The sequence below is a fragment of the Microbulbifer maximicatervae (SeqCode) genome, from assembly GCF_052467325.1.
The window spans coordinates 892,469-911,357 of the sequence record NZ_CP174310.1; the positions used below are offsets into that span (position 1 = coordinate 892,469).

Genomic DNA, 18,889 nt, shown 5'->3' on the forward strand with positions numbered 1-18,889 from the left:
CTCAATGCCACTTCTTTTGTGACCGATTTTTCCCCAGTGGTTTCCGCTTTCCGCTTCTAGCTTCCAGAACGCTCGATCTATTTGTATTCCTCTTCATTCATTGAATTTTCAGTAGCGGAAATGCTGGGCTAGTTCAATGTTATGAAATTTATTCCCGGCATACTTCCCGTTTACCGAATGATTCCTCTGTATTTTCAAATAACATAAAATTTTGACCAAATTTGAAAGACAGCGAGATAGATTGAAAGTTAGTTTTCAGATTTTAATAAGTATAAAAGGTAACGTTCAGTGTGCAGCTCAATAGACGAATTGAAAGTTCAACCCGAAGATGTAAGTCAAGTAGAAATAGCTGCTGTATCATCGGGAGAGACAGTCTGTGATTTAATCGAAAGACAAAGATTAAAGAGTCCCGATAAGGTCGCTATTATTGATGGCGACAAGAAGGTAAGTTTCACTTTCCTAATGAAGCGCGCCAATGGGATTACAGCTGAATTGGTAAGCCGGGGAGTTAAGCCAGGTTCCCTGGTGGGGGTCTGTATGAATCGATCCTGGGAGTTGGTCGCTGCTTTACTTGGTGTGATGCGTGCAGGTTGTGCCTATGTCCCATTAGATCTGCTTTACCCGCAAGAGCGCGTGCGGTATATGCTCGAACATTCCAAAGCTGCGGCAGCAATAGTTGATTGTGATAGTAGTGCAAACTTGTGTCTTGGTGTTAATGAGCTGCTATGGATTGATGAGTTACGAGGGGAGTCGCCGAACTTGCCGCCCGAGCAGGTAAGGCCCGGTGCGAGTGATTTGGCCTACGTAATCTATACGTCGGGTTCTACCGGAAACCCGAAGGGGGTCGCTATTGAGCACCGCAGCCTTATCGCTCTCAGTAAGTCCATGAGCGAGCTATTGAGTAATGATGAGCTTGAAGGTGTGCTAGCTTCGACTTCAGTTTGTTTTGACCCGTCTGTGATGGAGACTATAGGAGCTCTAGCATTGGGTGGCCGGGTTATATTGGCAAAAAATATTTTGGAGTTGCCGCAGTTACCCTCTCTTGCGCAAGTGCGAACTTGTATCACTGTTCCATCAGCAATGCAGGCCTTACTTTCAGTAGAAGAGCTGCCCGGGGGAATCCGTTGCCTGATTTTTGGGGGTGAGGTACTTAAACAGTCCTTGGTTGATCAGATTTATGCAGGGGCGGTTAAACCGAGGATAGTGAATGTATACGGTCCCACAGAGGATACGGTTTATTCTACTTATACTGAGGTTAGCCCTGGTAGCGGTAGTATTACGATAGGGAAGACTCTCCCGAATTCCTGCGCGTATATTTTGGACAGAAATCTGCGACCGGTTTCTCCCGGTAGAGAGGGGGAGCTATATTTGGCGGGTGACAAGCTCGCTAGAGGCTATTTGAATGATGAGCCACTAACCAAGGCGCGATTTATTCAGACAGCTCCCGATACTGGAATAGCGGATCAACGTCTGTATAAAACGGGAGACCTATGCCGATGGACAGAGAATGGGGAAATAGAATATCTGGGGCGTGCTGACTGTCAGGTAAAGATCAGGGGGTATCGTATTGAGTTGGAAGAAGTCGAGTCGACACTTGAGTCGCTAACCGGGGTTAATGCAGCGGCCGCTACTGTAGTTGATGGCGGAGCAGGGCAACAGATACTAGTGGCCTATATTGTCGTTACAGATAAGGCAATTACTGAGGAAACTGTAAAGGCTTTTCTCAATGAGCGTCTTCCAAAATATATGGTTCCCCATTTTGTTCGACATCTACGTGAGTTGCCTCTGCTCCCTAACAATAAGCTCGACCGAAAAAAACTAGCACTCCTCAAAGTCGATTTCAGTGCCTTTGTTGATAATAGTTTTGCCGCAAATGATGATATTAACCAAGGCAGCAAATTACTTGGACACTTCGCAGCTTTATCTGTGGATAGCGAAACAATTATTATGTCAATTATTCAGGGTGAGATGGCTTCTCTTATGAACCACTCAAATCCCGAAAGTGTATTACCAGAGCTAACATTCGATAAGCAGGGATTGGATTCTTTGACGACGTTAGAGTTGGCTAGCCGTCTCAGCCATTGCGCGGGACGTCCGCTTACTGTTCAAGCAATTCAGGATTACCCCACGCCAAAGTTATTGGCTGGCTATATGCTCGACTTGATGGATAGCAAAGTTGATTCTGAATCACCTTGCGTGGCTGTCGGCGCTAAAACCGATCAGCTGGCTCACTTCCAGTCTCAGCTCCAATTGAGTCATCCAAGTTTTCAAGTTGCAAAGGCATCATCCTGGTCTGCTTCCGATAAAAGTAGGTTGTTGCAAGCTGTGATTGCGATGGTTAATAACCAGGAGAGGAATCCTTATAGCAAGGTTTTGCTCACAGGCAGTGGTACTCGGGGCACAGTAACGGATGTTTACAGCGATGATACTCAAGATGCCATTATATGGACTACAAACTTATACCTTGGCTTGAATAGGGATGAGTCAGTTATCGAGCAGGCATCGTCGGCTCTTCGGCACCTCGGTACCGGAATGGGTACTTCTGCAGCGGCATCAGGTCTGACAGACCTCCACCTGCAGTTTGAAGCGGAGTTTGCTGATTTAGTAGGTAAGTCTGGAGCTTGCTTATTTCCAACGGGCTACACAGCCAATGTCGGGGTCGTCGCAGGACTTCTTGGTGAAGATGATGTCGTGGTTATCGATCAGCTTTGCCATGCCTCAATTGTTGATGGAGCTCGCCTCAGTGGGGCCAAAATCAGGACTTTCCAACACAATAGCACTTCTGATCTGGAGTCTGTACTCAAGTCGGAAGTATCCCCTTACCGTACAATTTTAGTGGTACTCGAGGGGGTTTATAGTATGGGGGAAGGGGCTGCACCCGTGGCAGAGATTGTACGCGCAGCAAAGAAATACAATGCCCTCGTTTTGGTTGATGAGGCACATTCGTTTGGTTTTTACGGTGAAAGCGGTGCGGGCATCTGTGCGGCTCAAGGAGTTACAGATCAAGTAGACTTTATAATGACAACTCTTAGCAAGTCGCTTGGTAGTCTCGGTGGCGTTGTTGCTGCGAATAAGGAATATGTTGATCTGCTGAAATCCTCAGCGAGGGCATACATTTTCCAGGCTTCTGTCAGCCCCGCAGATATTGCTGCTGCATTAGCAGCATTGAAGCGCATTAGATCTGACGATGGATTACGCGAGCAATTATGGGATACGACCCGCTATATGCGACAAAGGTTTGAGCGGGCTGGGTACGACCTGGGAACAGGTGATGGGCCAATTATTACGCCCCATTTTAGTGATAAAGATAAGTTATACGGGATAGTACAAGCCCTATATCAGCGCGGTATTCAAACTTCTGCTGTCACCTATCCTATAGTTGAAAGTGGCCGAGGGCGCCTGAGGTTGATTTGTTCCGCGGCTCACACTAGGGAGGATGTTGATAGGACCTTGGAAGCTCTTATTGAGGCTGAAAAAGAGGTTGATGTTCAACCCCAGAAAATAAAAGAGGAAGCTATGGATTTGGGGCAAGCCCTTGCTGAAATTGGTGAGTGGGCAAATACCTTTTCTAACTTCCTAAAGGAATATATCAACCGACAATCCAGCCCTATGCCCAACTTGTGCTTGTCCGTGAGTGTTACTGAACAGTTTGAGCCGGTGAGGATTTTAATTGATGGTGGCAAAGTAACCCTAAGTGATCACTCGGCTGACGACGTTCCTTTTTGCTCATTAACACTAAGAAATCAGAGGTCTGTCATGGCTTTGCGGCTTCACGATGCTCAGTCGCTGCTCGATGGTATTTGTACAGGCAGCTGTACATTAAGTGGTCAGGTTGAGCCATTTATATGGTGGATCGCCCGTATTCTAGATTTAAGTGTGGAGGTAAATAACCCTGTAGACTGTGGATTAGCTAGGGAGCAGGCGATTCATTAACTCATGAGGGGTGAGGTTTAAAGTTATGGGCCTTTCAGCTTACCCTGATGGGCCCATGTCTGGTATTACTGGCAGAGCAAGTCAGTTACTTATTTACCCCGTATTTCACTTTGCTACGCGAGGGAGCTTTCGCCAGCTCCACCGGATTAAAACAAACACTAATATCGATGCAGTTGCTGTAATGTAAAATGGCAAGCGGATATTAACTTCCATAGCCATGCCCCCCGCGAGTGAAATCAAGCTTGCTACCAAGGTGAAGCCTGCAGTAGCTATTCCCATTACCCAACCCTGTTCCGTCTCATCGACACTATTGGCAAATATATTCAAGAGAGCGGGGTAAGCGATCCCAAAGCAAAGGTACGCGAAGAACACACTGAGATAACATAGCCAAATGTGGCTGCTGAATACGAAGACTAGTGCGCTCGCTCCCATTACTAAGGCGGAAACCATAACTACCAGGGACTTAGTCCAGCGGGACAAAACAGGCTTGACCATATAAAGACTGGAAATTGCCACCGCAATACCCATAGTCAGCATGGCCATACTGGTTGTTAGCAGGCCTGCTTGGAATCTGCTGCTTAAATAATTCGTGATAAATATATAAAAACTGAGATGCACCAGCATGAAACAGAGGTAGGCAGGACAAAGTCGGACAACTCGAGGGCGGTCCTTCAGATGTATAAACTGAGTAAATAGATCCAGAAAACGAAGCCTAAGCTGCATCGGGGCTTGGCGAGTATCGTGATAAAAGGTCAGGATCAAAAACAAAGTAATAGCGACAAGTACCAGAGCAAAGTAAAAGGGCAGCTGGATACTGGCTATGCTCCCCAATAGTTCCCTGTCTGCCAAGACTCCTGCCATAATCGGTCCAGCTACAGCCCCAGCACTCATTCCTGCTACCAATAACCCTAGGTTCTTGGAAGCCTCCAGCTCACTTTGGCTGGCATCAATCATTGCTGCTTGAGCGATAGGCTGGTTTCCCGCAGTAAAGCCGCTGATCACTCGTCCGAGAATAAGAAGCCAAAGGCTATTGCTTATCAAAGAGAGAACAGTGATCGCGTACCCGGCCATAGCTCCCACCAAACACAGTACCATTGCAGTCTTGCGTCCAATACTGTCAGATAGCTTGGCGATATATACAGACCCAACGAACCACGCCAGAAAGAAGCTACCGATCACAACCCCATAGTATAAATGCCGAGTTGATTGTGGTGTATCAGCAGGTAAAAACTGGAATTTTGTCGACATAACCAGTTCATTGATAATCGGAAACAGCAATCCCTGGCCCATCAGATCTACAAAAACTACTGCCAGAAGGGCTAAACGGCACATGATAGACATAAGCACTTCCTCCCCAAGCTTCAGCTTTGCTGCTTAAAGCAAGATAGCAGCTGATGAATAGATTACAGGGCCAGAACTGCACAGCGTAAATTAGATGGGAGTGATAGAGAGGATAGGTTGTTTGGCGCCTTTCTCAGGACGCTCAAATACAGTATTAACTATAAAAGTACAGGAGCTGGCCTGGGAGCAGCAAGGAAAACTAGATGGAGTTCTGTTCCACCCGGATCAAGGAGGTCAATACATGAGTCGCCAGTTCTGGAATCTGAAGAGTGAACGGATACCTTCTCCCGGTTACAGCGCCTTAGCACGAGCAAGCCAAGATACCAGTCATTATTTGATAAATTGCTACAACATCGAGCGTCCCTACCAATACAATGGCAGAGTTCCAACTGGAAAAACAGAAGAAAAAACTTAACTTACTGCCCGACATTAGTTGACCAATACACTATGTAAATCATTTGAGTCGCGGTTTAGCTACTAAGATATAAATTCTAAGTAAGGTTATAGGTTCCCAATAATAAATCCGACGGCTTAAATTTAAGTGCCCGGAGTATACGGTAGTATAAACGGGACACCGATGAGCCATTGACACGAAAGAGGTTGCCTCTACCCTGGATCTTCATAGCCCCCCCCTCGAAGGTGATATATAAATAGGCATTTATTAACCGATAAGCTCCCTATATCCGGAAGTAATATTTATAAGTATGGATATTTATGGCGCTCTAGCTCCTTAAGTGGTACGACTGTTTGTGTTTGTGTTGGTTTAGGGGGGATCTATTAAACAATTTTGTTATGTTGAGGCTTTGAATAATCCCAAAAGGTGTGTATAAAGCACGGGCGCCAAGTTCTACATAGTGGCAAAACGGAGATTATTTAAAATGAATGACGTAGTTGTGGATAGAGTCAAGGGAGCTGACGAAAAGTTCTGTAGTGACTGTGGGGAAAACATTAAAGAAAGAGCGGAAATTTGTCCTAAATGCGGGGTAAGACAGTCAGCGCGATCTGGGTTGGCTCCAAACGGCAAGAGTAAAGTTGCAGCAGCATTGCTTGCCTTTTTTCTAGGTGGGTTTGGTGTTCATAAATTCTATCTTGGGCAGGTTGGTTTAGGGATTCTATATCTAGTGTTTTTCTGGACATTCATCCCCGCAATTGTAGCCTTTATTGAATTTATCATTCTATTGACTATGAGTGATGAAGCATTCAACCAAAAGTTTGGTAATATTTAGAGTTGCCCTATATATGCAGCGCCGCTATGCGGCGCATGTCTATAAATAAGTTTTCAGTTTTGAAAATACTTAATATTAGCCACATCAAATCTACCCAATCAAATTTTTAATGAGCTGACTGATAGTGTTCATAAGTTATGAAATCGGTTTATTTTGAAAATGCCAATTGGGGTAAAAAATTAAATCGCTATAGATTAAAGTGCATTAACATTCGTCGATCTTCAATTCACAGTGCATGTTACCATTAAATTGTCTATTGGTAGTGGATATGGTAAGGGGCGCTAGGTGTGTGGTTTTTTAATTTAGGAGGCTGACGGAAAGCTATACAGGTTTTCAAAAGGGATTTGAAGCGTAAGCTTTCGGATGACTGGGGAAACAAGAAGAAATACCCTGGGGATAAAGTATCCAAGAGCGTAAAAAAACACTTCCCAAAGTATTGCAAGCATGAAGCTTATGTAATATATATGTGGTCCGGCAAAGATCAATTTGATATATATTACACGAGTCTTGGTGTGAACCTAAGTTCAATGGATATTAGAAAAGAAATAGAGTCTTCCATTGCTTCTATGAGCAATTCTCATTGGGGGAGAGATGATTATTCTGAGAGCAACTTCTTCGATTCAGGTAACGCAGATTAAATTGAATTCAGGTAATCCTGAACGTGGTTAACGCTATGAATATCAAAAAGATATTAGAGGCTGAGGGTATCGATATAGTAAACATGTTGTCGAAATATATAGGTATATTTGGATGCTCAGCCGAAGGTGCGGCCCTAAGTTACAAAACGATATGTACTGAGAGTCCTAAAACTTTTAGGGGTCTATAGACACCCTGAGGTTTCTATGTTTACTCATTCCTTAGGGAATTATGTGGATAGACTAAGTGCTCGCGATTTAATGGGGATTGCTGAGCTAATGCTGCCCTCTGCTAAAAAGCTCAAGGCGCTGATTTCTTAACCTGCCCAGACTGTGATACGGTTATACTTGGGTGTACCGAAATTCCTTTAATTATTAATAATTCAAACTCTGCTCTTCCGATATTAAATTCAAATTATTTGTTGGCTAAGACCGTCATTAGGGAAGCTGCCGAAAACACCTGGTATTTTTAGCTTGCGGTAGAAAGTAATAGCTGAGTCTTTTTCTATGTAGAGTTGGGGGTCTGGAGACACTCACCAATGGAGGTTTAGAAAGCAGCAAAGCTTTAGAAAATAGCTTCTCACATGCTAAAAAGCTTTGCTGCTGCTTATGACTATATTCAGCAATATCACAATATTTTAAGAACTGGGAAAACAATGCTGTATGCACCGGTCGGGAATCGAGGCCTAAATTGTTCTTTCTCTAAGAGGATAATAGCAATTAAACATTATTTAACTACTTGTTTCAATACGCCAAAGTAATCTCCGGCCATCTCCACATCATTATAATACCCACGCACTTTAAGAAATTTATGTAGCGCTTTTAGGTTGTAGGTAGGGACAGCCATAAATGCATGATGTTCACAGTGGTAGCTTAGTCCATCGGTGGGACTGACAAATAATAAGCCTAAAAGCCCCCTGGGAATGGATCGTGTATTATATTTTGGTTCCAAGTGATATAGGTCTTTGACCCCAGCGTGCTCGGCAATTTGACGCATACGTATAATAGCCATATACACAGTCAGGTAGGCAATTACCCACAAAGCATACAGTTGAGGAAATCCGGAGGCCCACAATATGGCAAACATGATGCCATTAACAAAAAGGCCGCGTGTAAGCTGGTAATTTGTCCGTTTATTTCGACTTAATAGATCTCGTCCGCTCAAAAATAAATATAGATTCGCCTTTAAACCTGTAATTCCCAAAAAATCCCGAGTAAATTTTCTGAGCAGACTTTTCTTACTTACCGGGTAGTCCTTATAGTTCTTTAGGTCTGGGTCTTGATCGGTGCCAGCATTTCGGTGATGTTTTAGATGGCTTTTAATGTAGGTCTCACCATCCATTAGCAAAAAAGGAGAAGATAACCACTTTGCAACAAAATTATTGTAGGAGCGTGTTGCAAAAAGTGTTTTATGACCGGCTTCGTGCATGATCGCTGCCAACGCCTGTTGTCTTCCCGCAAGCAAGAAGATAGCTGCGATATAAGTAGACCAGTGGGGTAGCAATGCCGAAATTAAAAAAATTCCTGAAATTTCAAGCCATGTCCTTGAAACAATCCATAAAGCTTTGGTGTCACTACGCTGGAGAAAAGGCTTGAGTTCTTCTTTGCTAATAGGAACATTCATTGTGTAGCACCTTGTCGTGATTATTCGTCAACACCTAACGTCTTCAATTGATCTAGCCAAATTTTCCGACCAACGCGATCGTATTTGTGCACGATATTTCTCAACTGTTGATACCTATTTTGAGGTCTAATATTTCTCGGCAATAGAGGATCAACCGCTAGTCGATGGATAGCCTCACCACCTAAGCGACATGTCTCATACAATGTTGCGCAAACAGGTTTCCCTGAAAGAGCTTTTAGGCTATCTTCAAGAGTTTGTACAAGAGCTTCATATTCGCTATCGAGCTTCTCAACATCCCATAACTGATGAGCCCAATGGGAGGCCAGTAAATCTGGTACTTCCTGTAGTACAAAGCAATACGCACCTTCTTCGAGGCCAAGAGTTTCCAGTTCTACAGTTATTTCAGAATGAGCTAGCTTCAAATTATTAGGGCGTACCCACAATTGGTCTAGCCCAGCGGCAAAGCCATACCATTCGAGAACCATCAATGACTTCTTTCGAGTAGTACGTGATACTCCTTTGGGCAAGTGACAAGTGATCCAACTGTGATCCCAACTTTCGTAGTGAAAGGTATTTTGTTGCCAGCGATTAATAAAAGCTCGTTTCGCTAAAGCTTTTTCCGTTAAGCGGTACATGCCGCGCCCATCATGAGTAATCAGATCGCTTCCAACCAATCTATTTAACGTTACGCGAAGATTATTGGTGGAAATGTCAAATGCGTCAGATATGAACCCTAGCTGACTAGTTGAAAGCTCATGGCGCCTATTTACACCCATTAAGTCCAGTAGGACATTTTTGGGAGTAGGCTCATACGTATACTGATACATAATGATTTTAACGATCAAATCCCTGACGCGTGTTTAACTACATATTACAGACTCGAACACAACATGCAAGGTATCGTAATCTTTGCGACCTCTAAAAGGCGCCTGGATCAACGATAATAACTATCCCCGGTTGACTGGTATCGTTGCCTATTTGAGAGTTTCTTGTAATAGAGCGGTGATTTGGCGCTTTTCTCTCCCTTGGGGAGCTGGTCGGCTGGTTAGAAAAAGGGCTATATATGCTGCATTTTAACTTATACGAGATAAGCAAAGAATGCTTTTCGTTCGGCTTGTATGAGCCACGAGAGTGGCTTCTGGGTATAGGTTGAGTGCTGTTAGAAATGACTTGGAAAGTACGCTACCTCGGAATGTTAGATCTCAACCCCGCCTCTGTGTGCGAATAGGTAGACTGATAAAAGTCGCCATCTTCATAGCATTATTTCTCCAATATTTGTGGCTAAGGTGAAGGAGGCCTGCTAGGGATAATAGGCTTTAGTAGGTATGTATCTTGCTTGTATGACAATTTTAGAGGGGGCATCTAGTTGCCTATCAAAACGGATAGCTGGTCGAACGTAAGAATTTACTGAAATAAACTTTGAGAAGAGCGGGTCAAGATCGTAATGGGTCCGAAAAAAATTTCTATTAGCCACTCGTTTCAATTGTTGTCTGTTTATTGAGTGTACCCCTAAATTGTTGGTAGGCTTAAGTGGGTATCTATAAAACAGATAATAAATATTGGTCCTGGCCACTCAAAGGCAAAGCCATCTTCAATTGTAGGCTTTAGATAAAGCTTTAGCCCCGAGTGACTATCTAATATACTGAAAGCTTTTATGCCTTGGCTAATCGCTCAATGCGGTAGGGGTTATAATTTTGCAGGTGTCTCAATTATGAGTGAAATAGTAAAATTTGGAGCTATTATATATGCAAAGGATATACAGGCTCTCTCCGAATTTTATTTAAAGATGTTTGACCTATCTGTGCTGCATAAAACAGATAAGCTGGTTAGTATAGGTGGGGGAGGGTTTAATGTTGTTGTACATGCCCCGCCTGAGGAAATTCCGGAGCGGAAATTTAATGCTGTTAAATTGTATATTGCAGTTGAAAGTCTTAATACTGCAAAGAGTAAAGCGGAGGGGTTGGGCGGTAAGGCTTTGAAAGGCGAATGGTCAAATTCAATTTTTAAAGTGTGTAATATAGCGGATCCTGAAGGCAATCATATTCAGCTTAGAGAATTCCTGCAGTAGTGATAGGATAGGTTTCCCCTGAGATCTAAGTAAGGCGTAGCTTTAACTTTTGGTAAATTAATAGGAGAATGTTATTGTTGTTTGAAGGCTGGAGCCTTAGAAAATTATGAATATTATTTGACTGGGTTTATGTTTATTGAGGATAGCCATTTCCTCTCAAGGCTTAGTCTTAATGTACGGCCCAGCAATACGTCGGGCAATATCATTTTGGGGTTTAGATGGAATCGTTGTTAAAGGAATTAGTTTTTTTATCTTGTGATGCTCTCAAGGAGGAGGATCATTATCTTCGTGAGTCACTTTCTAATAATCAATGCTACTCATGCGATAAGACTGGGGTTCTGAGTATAAACAATGAACGATACTATCAGTTTATAATTGCAAGGTACCTGTTTAGACACTTTTCCAGAAGGATTCAGGTAGAGTATGACCTCATTGATCTTGTTGTATTTAGGGAAGATCTCCCCTCGAAAGTAGAGGTTGCCGTGGAAATGAAGCGTTGGATGAGTTCAGCAGGCAGTCCAGAAATACCAGGAATCAGAAGTGACTTTGATAAATTAAGAAAATGCGACTCATTAAAGACATTGGTTTTAATATTTTCCTCAAATCCTAAGAATGTATCAATCAAAGGTAATATTCACTATCTCTCAAATAAAATAGATAGAGATTTAGATCCTGATCTATGGGTGTATGAATCATTTGATACAGTAGGTGGGAATGGTGCAGAAAATGTATTTTGGGTGGCAGGTTATGATCCTTTCAGTCACTCAAAATGATCGGTAGTAGGATAAGATTATTACGTATCATATCACCTATAAATCTAGACTCTTGTAAAAGTAAATAATAAGCCACTCTAGCCCCCCCCAATCGTTTCGGCAGTGAGGATATAGCCTATCCTGCAGTGATGATGTATGCAGTAGTAGAAATAAGTGAAACTGTAGGTATATAAACTATCAGCTATCCAAAAGACGCATCTAAATCAATTGCAAAATTAAAAATTTCAGGTGTAAGGGATAGTCCTCAGTATTCGAGGCCTCTGGAGTATTTGAGAAAATGCACTAGTATGGATAGTCATCAACCACTTAAACAATAAAAGGGGAAGTTAAAGTGGAGGTCAATTCAGATAAGTTACCCGTACATTCTGAACTTAAGAGGGCTCTCAGAGAAGTTATCAGTCAAGGAAACGGTGGATTTAATCTCAATATGTGGGCTACCGTAGTTGATAGAGATGGAGTCGTAAAAGCGGTTGTATTCTCGGGTAAAGATAGAGGAGATCAATGGCCTGGGAGCCGAGTCATTTCTGCACAAAAAGCAAATACAGCAAATTCATTCAGCCTTCCAGGTTTATCACTTTCTACAGCCAATCTGTTTTCAGCGGTTCAACCAGGCGGTAGTTTGTACGGTTTGCAGCATAGCAATCCAGTTGATACTAGCGTAGCTTATGGTGGCTCATCAAGTGAATTTGGCACAGAGTGCGACCCTATGATTGGTAAGAAGATTGGTGGGGTTAACGTATTTGGTGGCGGTTTAGCATTGTACAGTGAAGCTGGAGAGCTTCTTGGTGCTGTTGGGCTAAGTGGTGACAGTTCTTGTGCAGACCATAATATCGCATGGAAACTTCGGCATAAGCTCAATTTGGACTATGTTCCTGCTGGCGTCAGTCCAAGCAACGATGACAACATTGTCAACGATATTGTCGATGATGTCAGTTCAAGTGGCTGGGGGCATCCCATATGCTCGACTGAGGCTGCTGATATAGCTGCAGGTTTTTCTAAAACTCATCCGGTTAGATCTAGATGAAAATGACCAAACACGATGCTGTAAAATTATATTTCTGGTGAAATTTTTCAAGTTAACCTATTTATTTACGATTCTTTTGAAAATAGTTTTTTCAGGTAAAACATTTAGACAGTATAACTACATTAGTGGTGAGTGCGGCAGCGCTTGGCACCAATGTGTTTCTGGAGTAGTTAGTAAGGGTGTCCAGAATTGCCGGAGTTTGATGTCAATAATTTGAGATATTCCTTCGATAAATACACCAGATCTTACAGAAGCTTATATTGACTCAAGTTCCGCTAATAAGAAGGATGGAATCATATTGGAAAGCTGGTAACCGATGATAATAGTGAAAGTTCTATCTTTATACTTACTCAGGAGCTGGGAGAGGGGAGGTATGGTGATTATGAATGTGTTCTTTTGTTACATAAAGATAAGCTTGTTCTTGAATATTATTATAAAAAGGGCTGAATCAACTATAACTTGTTTTATAGCCTGGCCTGGACAGACTTATATTTTGGTAACGCAATAATGGAGACGGAGTACTGCCTACAAAAGGGGGGCTAACTTTTCGCTCTGAGGTAGTTAATTGTTACATTTGAATAAAATGGCAGAAGATATGTATTGGCTTATTAGTGGCTTTGTTGCGATATCTAATAAATTAATACTGGTGAAGTTGTTTAAAGTCCTCCGTGGTGATACTAACTTTAACTTCACACTTTTGATCTCAAGTTATATGGTTGAGATATTCCTCCAAGTACTAGAATTTTAGCTTTACACAAATTCTCTCTTCAATCAATTGTCTAGTAAGCTTATATATTTATCGGGGTAGCTTTCCTGGATTGCTATCTTTATTATGTCGAAGATAGCAAAGAGAATTGGATAATATGTACATCGATCAACCTGCTAGCTTTATATTGGCTAGAGGCGAACATCTACTTGGTATGAACTAGCGGATGTATCGTACATAAATCGATTAATGTAAGTGAAACGCTTCCGCCATACAGAGTGGTGATTTTGGGTTTATATTCTGTAAAACTCTTCTTCTATTACTTTATCTATCTCAGTAGATCAATATCTCTTCGTCTAATTGGGTGCCCTAAGCCTGTAGCTCTTTGCTGATAATGAAGCTTTAAAGGGCTACACCCCCTTAAATGAGCATGGCTTCTTATACTTCATTTCGACAGCTTTCTGTTCACGATATTGCCCGAGCAAAGAGGTGGCTATTCCTGCCATAATGATGACTCCCCCAATGATTTGAGCAAAGTTGGGGACCTCTTGCAAGATAAGAAAGGCGAAGAAGGTACCAGCAACCGGAGTGATGGCTGTCGCGATGGAGATATCAGCAGAGCTTGCACCTCCTTGAAGACCTTTAAACCATGTGATCTGCCCAAAAACGATAATGATTGCTCCGTATACAAGCATCCATACCCAGAGGAAAGGGGAAAAAAGGTCGTCAAAGTGGTTAGGGCCAAATACAGAGAGAACAATAATCGAAAAGAGGATCACTCCTGCAAGCATACGGAAAACTGAAAATACACCAATAGGAACACGATCAAGTAGTTTCCGGCTCACTTGAACGGCAATCACCCCTAAAAGTGTTGCTACCGCCGTTAAAATCTCTCCAGCTTTGGGGAGGGTTTGTAGAAATTGGTTCACAGCTGGATTTCCAACATCCAGCATTTTCATTGTCATCTGATTTTCCATTGGGGGTTGATTCAGAGCGAAAATAGCAATAACACCTACGGTTACAATAAGTGCACCGACTATCGAGAACCCTGTAGGCCTCTCCCGGAACATTACATAAGCTAGTAGTAGTCCTAAGGGTGCATCTAGGGTTGAGATTAAAACTACATTGGTTACCTCTGTAATCATTAGGGCAATAAAGAAGAATGCGGGAGCAAGAACTCCAGACATTAAAATGAGTACAAACATGTAAAACCAGTCTTTAAAGGGGTACTGCTTTAGAAGGTCGAGACGCCAATCTTTTCTATAAATGATAAGAAGAGTTATACCCGCCAGAAGATTTCCAGCGAATAAGAGGTTACAGAAGGAAATTGGATTGTGCCCATGAATGGGATAGTGGGCTCCAAGCTCGCCTATTTTAGCAACGACAGAGTTGGATGCGGCAAAAATAAGAATAGAAATCCACAACCAAAATCGAGTACTTTTTACGGCGGGTTGTTTTTCCATTTGATATCCCTTGGTCGCTGCGGCATGTTCCAGTAAATTAAATTCTTCCCGGGTTAAGCATGCCCTACTATTTGGTAACGGTGAGTGGCTTTGTCTGATGTGGACTAGTGTAGACCAATTCTAATAACTGATAGTGCTCAAAAGAAGAATGTCTATCCATGTGAAAATACTGCATCGAATGCTTCTCAGTGTGTTAAAGCCATTCTTACTTATGTTTATGAGGTGGAAAGATTATTCCGGAATTTTGTGAGAAATATGTGATTATGAGATTTGTAGTACTGGAGGAGGGTGGAATAGTCTCTTACTACTGGGGTGGAAGGAAAGAATACACCGCACTCGAGACACGCTGTGAATACATCCCTGTAAGCTCCTCATCGGTATCCATGCCTCATAGGGTCCCAAGCGCGGTGTATTCTTCCCTTCTCCCTTTTTAGTAACTTGTGTTTCTATAAGTGGAACTCCCTATGACAGTCCACTATATTTTAAATTAAATGTTCATGGCTATGAACTTACACCTTCTCAACACGTATAATGTAATGGGCTCTATGAGCGGCTATAAGGTAGAGAAGAATAAAGCCAAAGCTAACTGTATATTAAGATCGAGATTCTCAATATATAGCACAAGGATATTCTTCTAATATATAAAAATTAATGTTGGCGATATAAGGTGGGTTGGCTGTTCGCCAATTTTTCTGGTTTTCCACTTTGGTTGTTAGTATTTGAAGTATGTTCTCGAGTGTTCAGGGTTGTATGTTTCTGAGAAGTTGCAAATTCTGATTATTGCAAAGCAAGGATTACGCTAATGCTGATAGCAATTCAGTGTGCATCTGTTATGCCTGCGTATCTATATATTTTATTTAACTGCTCTTGGTAAGTCCTAACTTATTGGCGATTAGATAATCTAAGCTAAATCGACCTGGGCCAGTAGCCATTAACCAAATAAATAAAATAATATATAAGACTTGAGGTAGATAAAGAAACCAGCTCATCCAATCCAGTGGCCCAATACCTTTAGGAATAACATGTTCAATTTCGACCGTAGCGATAGCAACAATCATTGTAATCGTCAATACAATTGCGACAGGTGTTGACAAGAGTCCAACAAACAATAACAGTCCACCAAAAAATTCTATACTAGCTAAAACTATCGCCATAAATTCATGGAAAGGCATTCCTATTTCATTCATCAAATTTATAAGATCTTCATGTTTTTTGGGATCGAATAGTTTGTTATATCCAGACACTGAAAAAAATAGCCCCAGAGATAGGCGTGCAACTAAAATGGGTATCCATTCCCAGCTGCGATCACCAATTAGTAGTTTTTTAATTAAAGGAGAGAGTTGTGTAAACATATATGTCCTCTTACATCCTAATTGTGAGTGCTCAGTTAAGAAGCTTCTGCACTTGAATATCTGTTTTACATTCTGTGGGTAATATTGTGTCGATATAAAATTCGTGAGCCTCGTAATTGTGCCTAAAATAATTATCAGGAAGTTAACATTTCAGATGTATGTGTAATGAGTGTTACGGGTGATTCATCGGCCAAAGGTGGAATATGTACTGATAACTTCTAATGGCCAGTCCAGCTAGATACCCATATTTGAACCAGGCTGAGATAGAACCACCTAAAAGCAGGGTAGACACGTAATGACTCATTAACCCTCAAACATCTTAGTCCAGCTAGATGTCGGGGCAAGTCAAATTGAATACTGACCTTTGAAATTGCGCCATATGATAGGCGGCGAACAGTTTGATAGCTCTCCTTTAAGTCTCCACGCAAGAGTACCTTGCGTGCTGTTTCTTCCTTCTTACGGTTAGGTTTCGCCTGAAAATGAGGATGATAATGGCGTCGGAAAATCTGGGGGAAGTTGTAATAAAAAAGACATGTTAGTGATGAGGAACATACAATGAAAACATACGCCGATACCTTTGATGTAGGTTCGCCAATTCAAAGAAACTCAAGCGGCTCTGAATTAAAGAGCTCGCTTGCCCTTGTCGTGTCATTAATGACTTTCATTGATAACTACTGATGCGCACATGGCCCTGCACAGCAACACTAAGGGGTTTGGTGATAGAGGCGTCAATTTTGCTTGACTTCCATTCGAGTTGGTTGTAGCGCTGGAGCATTCGTACCAATGTACAGGCCCCTTCTGAGTTACTGTTTTAAGGGCACATGCTTGCTAGTGATCGCCAAGTAGTGGATGAAGATGTCATGGCGGTAACTAGCTCTTTGTAGTGGGGCAGGTCGGTGGGCGATATGGCAAGAAGGTAGGAGCTAAATAAGCGATGAAAGTCTTCTTTGGTGGCAGAATTATGAAGTCTTGAACACAAAATTTCTCTTAATCATGGCCTAATCAAGCTACAATGTGGCGTTCTAAAGGTAGTTGGCACATGGAGGCTGGTTTTGTTCCTATTTGTATCTCACCAAATACAATAGATAACCAGGCCATGCAACGGATCGGTCTAGTGAGATCGGCGATAATGTATTGTGTAGAGTTCAGAGGATTATGAGTAGTAAATTGATTGTAATGGCCATATTCATGGCTGTATGCGGGGTAGGGTGTGCTAGCCAAGAGGATCTGCTTAATGCCGAGCTTTGGTCCGGTGATCCATATGTAAATATTCCTAGTAGCGGTGGAGCTACCCAGGATTTAGGAAAAACGCCTCGAGCTAAAATGCTGGAGCAACGAGAGACTGATTTACAGGGAAAGAGTAAATTGTCAAAAGATCAAGTCCTTAATCATTTAATTTTGGGTGAAGATGGGAAGATCAATTTTTAGCTTAATTCCAGTAACACTCAAAGTGTGGGGCCTCCTGTAATTCCGGTACAAGACCATTGAAGTCATTTCGGCCACAAAAAACTGGGCTCCACAAGACAGGCTACACGTTGGACTGGTAGCGATTTGCAGTGGCAGTAGCTTTAGGGGAATTGGGTGGCGCTTGGTGAGTTCCTGTTGAGCTTGCCCCTGCTAATTGGGCAGAAGTAATAAATTTTGAGCCTGAGTCTCTTCATGGAAGGGCAATACTACTTGCGTATGGAGCGAGAGCCATACAAAGAGAGACTTTAATATCGTATTTTAACCAAATGATTACCCGGGGTAGCCGACAATCGAACCATAAAGTACGGCGGTACCAGCTGGCCGGCCTGCTAGGATATAGATCTTATTCTAGCTATCTACATCGCTTTTACTGAGCCTACGATATTTTTTACCTGTGGCTGGTTATGCTGAAGTCAGCACGATAATCATGGCCTAACATTTCTTGCCACTTCCTGCTTCTCATTCCTTTTAGGCCTCTTCACCGTGGGTGGGGATAGGCTTGAGGGATGAATGCTTATCTTTACTTTTAGTCTTTCACCGAATTTGATCCGGTTTCGCTAATCTGGTATGCGGGGGGGCAGCTAGTTTACAGTCTTCTGGCTCTCAGTGGTACGTAAGCACTAATTATTGAGAAGGCTTTGTAAGGAGCTCCTTGGGTTAACTGTGAGTCGCTAGTAACAATAAAAGGATACTAATTTGGAGGAGGTAAGTGACTCGCAGTATCAAAAAAGGTTTCCGGTTTTAAGCGTAGCCTCCTTTACCGCAAGTTTTCTATCGTTCTACTTTGTGTAATTCTCACATCACTGATTCCTCGCTACTCACAAAGAGTGAACCCTTCGATCCTGTTGCTCATGAAATATTGTATTTAGGTTGGTATATTTTATTTTGTATCCAACCCCTTTTGGTTTTCTCGAGAAAATTCGCCATCCATAGGAAGCCTGGGTACGTGAGTGTTTTGCTCTTTGTTTTAGATGGTTAGTGGTATTGAGATGATGCCTGGAATTATGGATTGTCCAAATCCGCTGAAGCAAAGTCTATTTTGAGAAGTTTTACACAAAATTATTTTCTTTGCTGTATTCTATATCTTGGGAGTGATTTATAGGTGTAGCTTGTACTCGCATAAGTACTTTATGTTTTTTGCTTCTTTAAGAATGATTCCTGCTTCTGCAATTAGAATTCCCTTTTGTCCCATAACTCCCATTGATGGGAGTGCATTTACTCTTCTATGCACATATGGACCGCTACTTATTCCAGTCACTATTGATCGGCTGAAGTTT

The 18,889-nt window shown here is 42.2% G+C and carries 13 protein-coding genes; 8 read left to right on the forward strand and 5 right to left on the reverse strand.

What is annotated here, in order from left to right:
- The first annotated feature begins 288 nt into the window (after positions 1–288).
- A complete protein-coding gene (locus tag ACJJIE_RS04380) occupies positions 289–3,933 on the forward strand; it encodes an amino acid adenylation domain-containing protein (protein WP_444893682.1) in 3,645 nt (1,214 codons plus the stop codon).
- A 105-nt stretch (positions 3,934–4,038) separates the two neighbouring features.
- Here ACJJIE_RS04380 and ACJJIE_RS04385 read toward each other — a convergent pair whose 3' ends face one another.
- Positions 4,039–5,274, reverse strand: coding sequence for an MFS transporter (locus ACJJIE_RS04385; protein WP_444893683.1), 1,236 nt, complete (start codon positions 5,272–5,274; stop codon positions 4,039–4,041).
- Positions 5,275–5,395: 121 nt separating this feature from the next.
- Here ACJJIE_RS04385 and ACJJIE_RS04390 point away from each other — a divergent pair, with 121 nt between their 5' ends.
- The 3 genes from ACJJIE_RS04390 (at position 5,396) to ACJJIE_RS04400 (ending at position 7,138) form a co-directional block, all read left to right on the forward strand.
- The gene (locus ACJJIE_RS04390; RefSeq protein ID WP_444893684.1) at positions 5,396–5,689 is read left to right on the forward strand and encodes a hypothetical protein; all 294 of its coding nucleotides are present in this window, start codon (positions 5,396–5,398) and stop codon (positions 5,687–5,689) included.
- A 463-nt stretch (positions 5,690–6,152) separates the two neighbouring features.
- A complete protein-coding gene (locus ACJJIE_RS04395; RefSeq protein WP_282932543.1) occupies positions 6,153–6,500 on the forward strand; it encodes a TM2 domain-containing protein in 348 nt (115 codons plus the stop codon).
- 344 nt (positions 6,501–6,844) lie between these two features.
- Complete coding sequence (locus ACJJIE_RS04400; protein ID WP_444893685.1) at positions 6,845–7,138, forward strand: hypothetical protein; 294 nt, start codon at positions 6,845–6,847, stop codon at positions 7,136–7,138.
- Positions 7,139–7,862: 724 nt separating this feature from the next.
- Here the strand turns inward: ACJJIE_RS04400 and ACJJIE_RS04405 are convergent.
- Both ACJJIE_RS04405 and ACJJIE_RS04410 read right to left on the reverse strand, forming a co-directional pair.
- Positions 7,863–8,759 (reverse strand): fatty acid desaturase family protein, encoded by an 897-nt coding sequence (locus tag ACJJIE_RS04405; protein WP_444893686.1) that lies wholly within the window; start codon positions 8,757–8,759, stop codon positions 7,863–7,865.
- Between the two features lie 20 nt (positions 8,760–8,779).
- Complete coding sequence (locus tag ACJJIE_RS04410; protein ID WP_282932546.1) at positions 8,780–9,604, reverse strand: hypothetical protein; 825 nt, start codon at positions 9,602–9,604, stop codon at positions 8,780–8,782.
- A gap of 866 nt (positions 9,605–10,470) precedes the next feature.
- Between ACJJIE_RS04410 and ACJJIE_RS04415 the strand changes: the two genes are divergently transcribed.
- The 3 genes from ACJJIE_RS04415 to ACJJIE_RS04425 all read left to right on the forward strand — a co-directional run bounded on the left by ACJJIE_RS04415 (position 10,471) and on the right by ACJJIE_RS04425 (position 12,624).
- Complete coding sequence (locus ACJJIE_RS04415; protein WP_282932547.1) at positions 10,471–10,827, forward strand: VOC family protein; 357 nt, start codon at positions 10,471–10,473, stop codon at positions 10,825–10,827.
- A 218-nt stretch (positions 10,828–11,045) separates the two neighbouring features.
- Positions 11,046–11,600, forward strand: coding sequence for a hypothetical protein (locus ACJJIE_RS04420; RefSeq protein WP_444893687.1), 555 nt, complete (start codon positions 11,046–11,048; stop codon positions 11,598–11,600).
- Positions 11,601–11,931: 331 nt separating this feature from the next.
- Positions 11,932–12,624 (forward strand): GlcG/HbpS family heme-binding protein, encoded by a 693-nt coding sequence (locus ACJJIE_RS04425; RefSeq protein WP_444893688.1) that lies wholly within the window; start codon positions 11,932–11,934, stop codon positions 12,622–12,624.
- A 1,116-nt stretch (positions 12,625–13,740) separates the two neighbouring features.
- On the opposite strand, the gene ACJJIE_RS04430 is transcribed toward ACJJIE_RS04425, so the two are convergent.
- Positions 13,741–14,793: a DMT family transporter gene (locus tag ACJJIE_RS04430; RefSeq protein WP_282932550.1), complete on the reverse strand. Its 1,053-nt coding sequence runs from the start codon at positions 14,791–14,793 to the stop codon at positions 13,741–13,743.
- A gap of 857 nt (positions 14,794–15,650) precedes the next feature.
- A complete protein-coding gene (locus ACJJIE_RS04435; RefSeq protein ID WP_282932551.1) occupies positions 15,651–16,145 on the reverse strand; it encodes a DoxX family protein in 495 nt (164 codons plus the stop codon).
- Between the two features lie 1,155 nt (positions 16,146–17,300).
- Here ACJJIE_RS04435 and ACJJIE_RS04440 point away from each other — a divergent pair.
- Positions 17,301–17,573 (forward strand): hypothetical protein, encoded by a 273-nt coding sequence (locus ACJJIE_RS04440; RefSeq protein ID WP_282932552.1) that lies wholly within the window; start codon positions 17,301–17,303, stop codon positions 17,571–17,573.
- The last annotated feature ends 1,316 nt before the right edge of the window (positions 17,574–18,889 follow it).

Coding starts and splice junctions, on each gene's coding strand:
- ACJJIE_RS04385 (WP_444893683.1), bottom strand. CDS start 5,274: ATGTCTATCATGTGCCGTTTAGCCCTTCTGGCAGTAGTTTTTGTAGAT.
- ACJJIE_RS04395 (WP_282932543.1), top strand. CDS start 6,153: ATGAATGACGTAGTTGTGGATAGAGTCAAGGGAGCTGACGAAAAGTTC.
- ACJJIE_RS04405 (WP_444893686.1), bottom strand. CDS start 8,759: ATGAATGTTCCTATTAGCAAAGAAGAACTCAAGCCTTTTCTCCAGCGT.
- ACJJIE_RS04415 (WP_282932547.1), top strand. CDS start 10,471: ATGAGTGAAATAGTAAAATTTGGAGCTATTATATATGCAAAGGATATA.
- ACJJIE_RS04420 (WP_444893687.1), top strand. CDS start 11,046: ATGGAATCGTTGTTAAAGGAATTAGTTTTTTTATCTTGTGATGCTCTC.
- ACJJIE_RS04430 (WP_282932550.1), bottom strand. CDS start 14,793: ATGGAAAAACAACCCGCCGTAAAAAGTACTCGATTTTGGTTGTGGATT.
- ACJJIE_RS04435 (WP_282932551.1), bottom strand. CDS start 16,145: ATGTTTACACAACTCTCTCCTTTAATTAAAAAACTACTAATTGGTGAT.
- ACJJIE_RS04440 (WP_282932552.1), top strand. CDS start 17,301: ATGAGTAGTAAATTGATTGTAATGGCCATATTCATGGCTGTATGCGGG.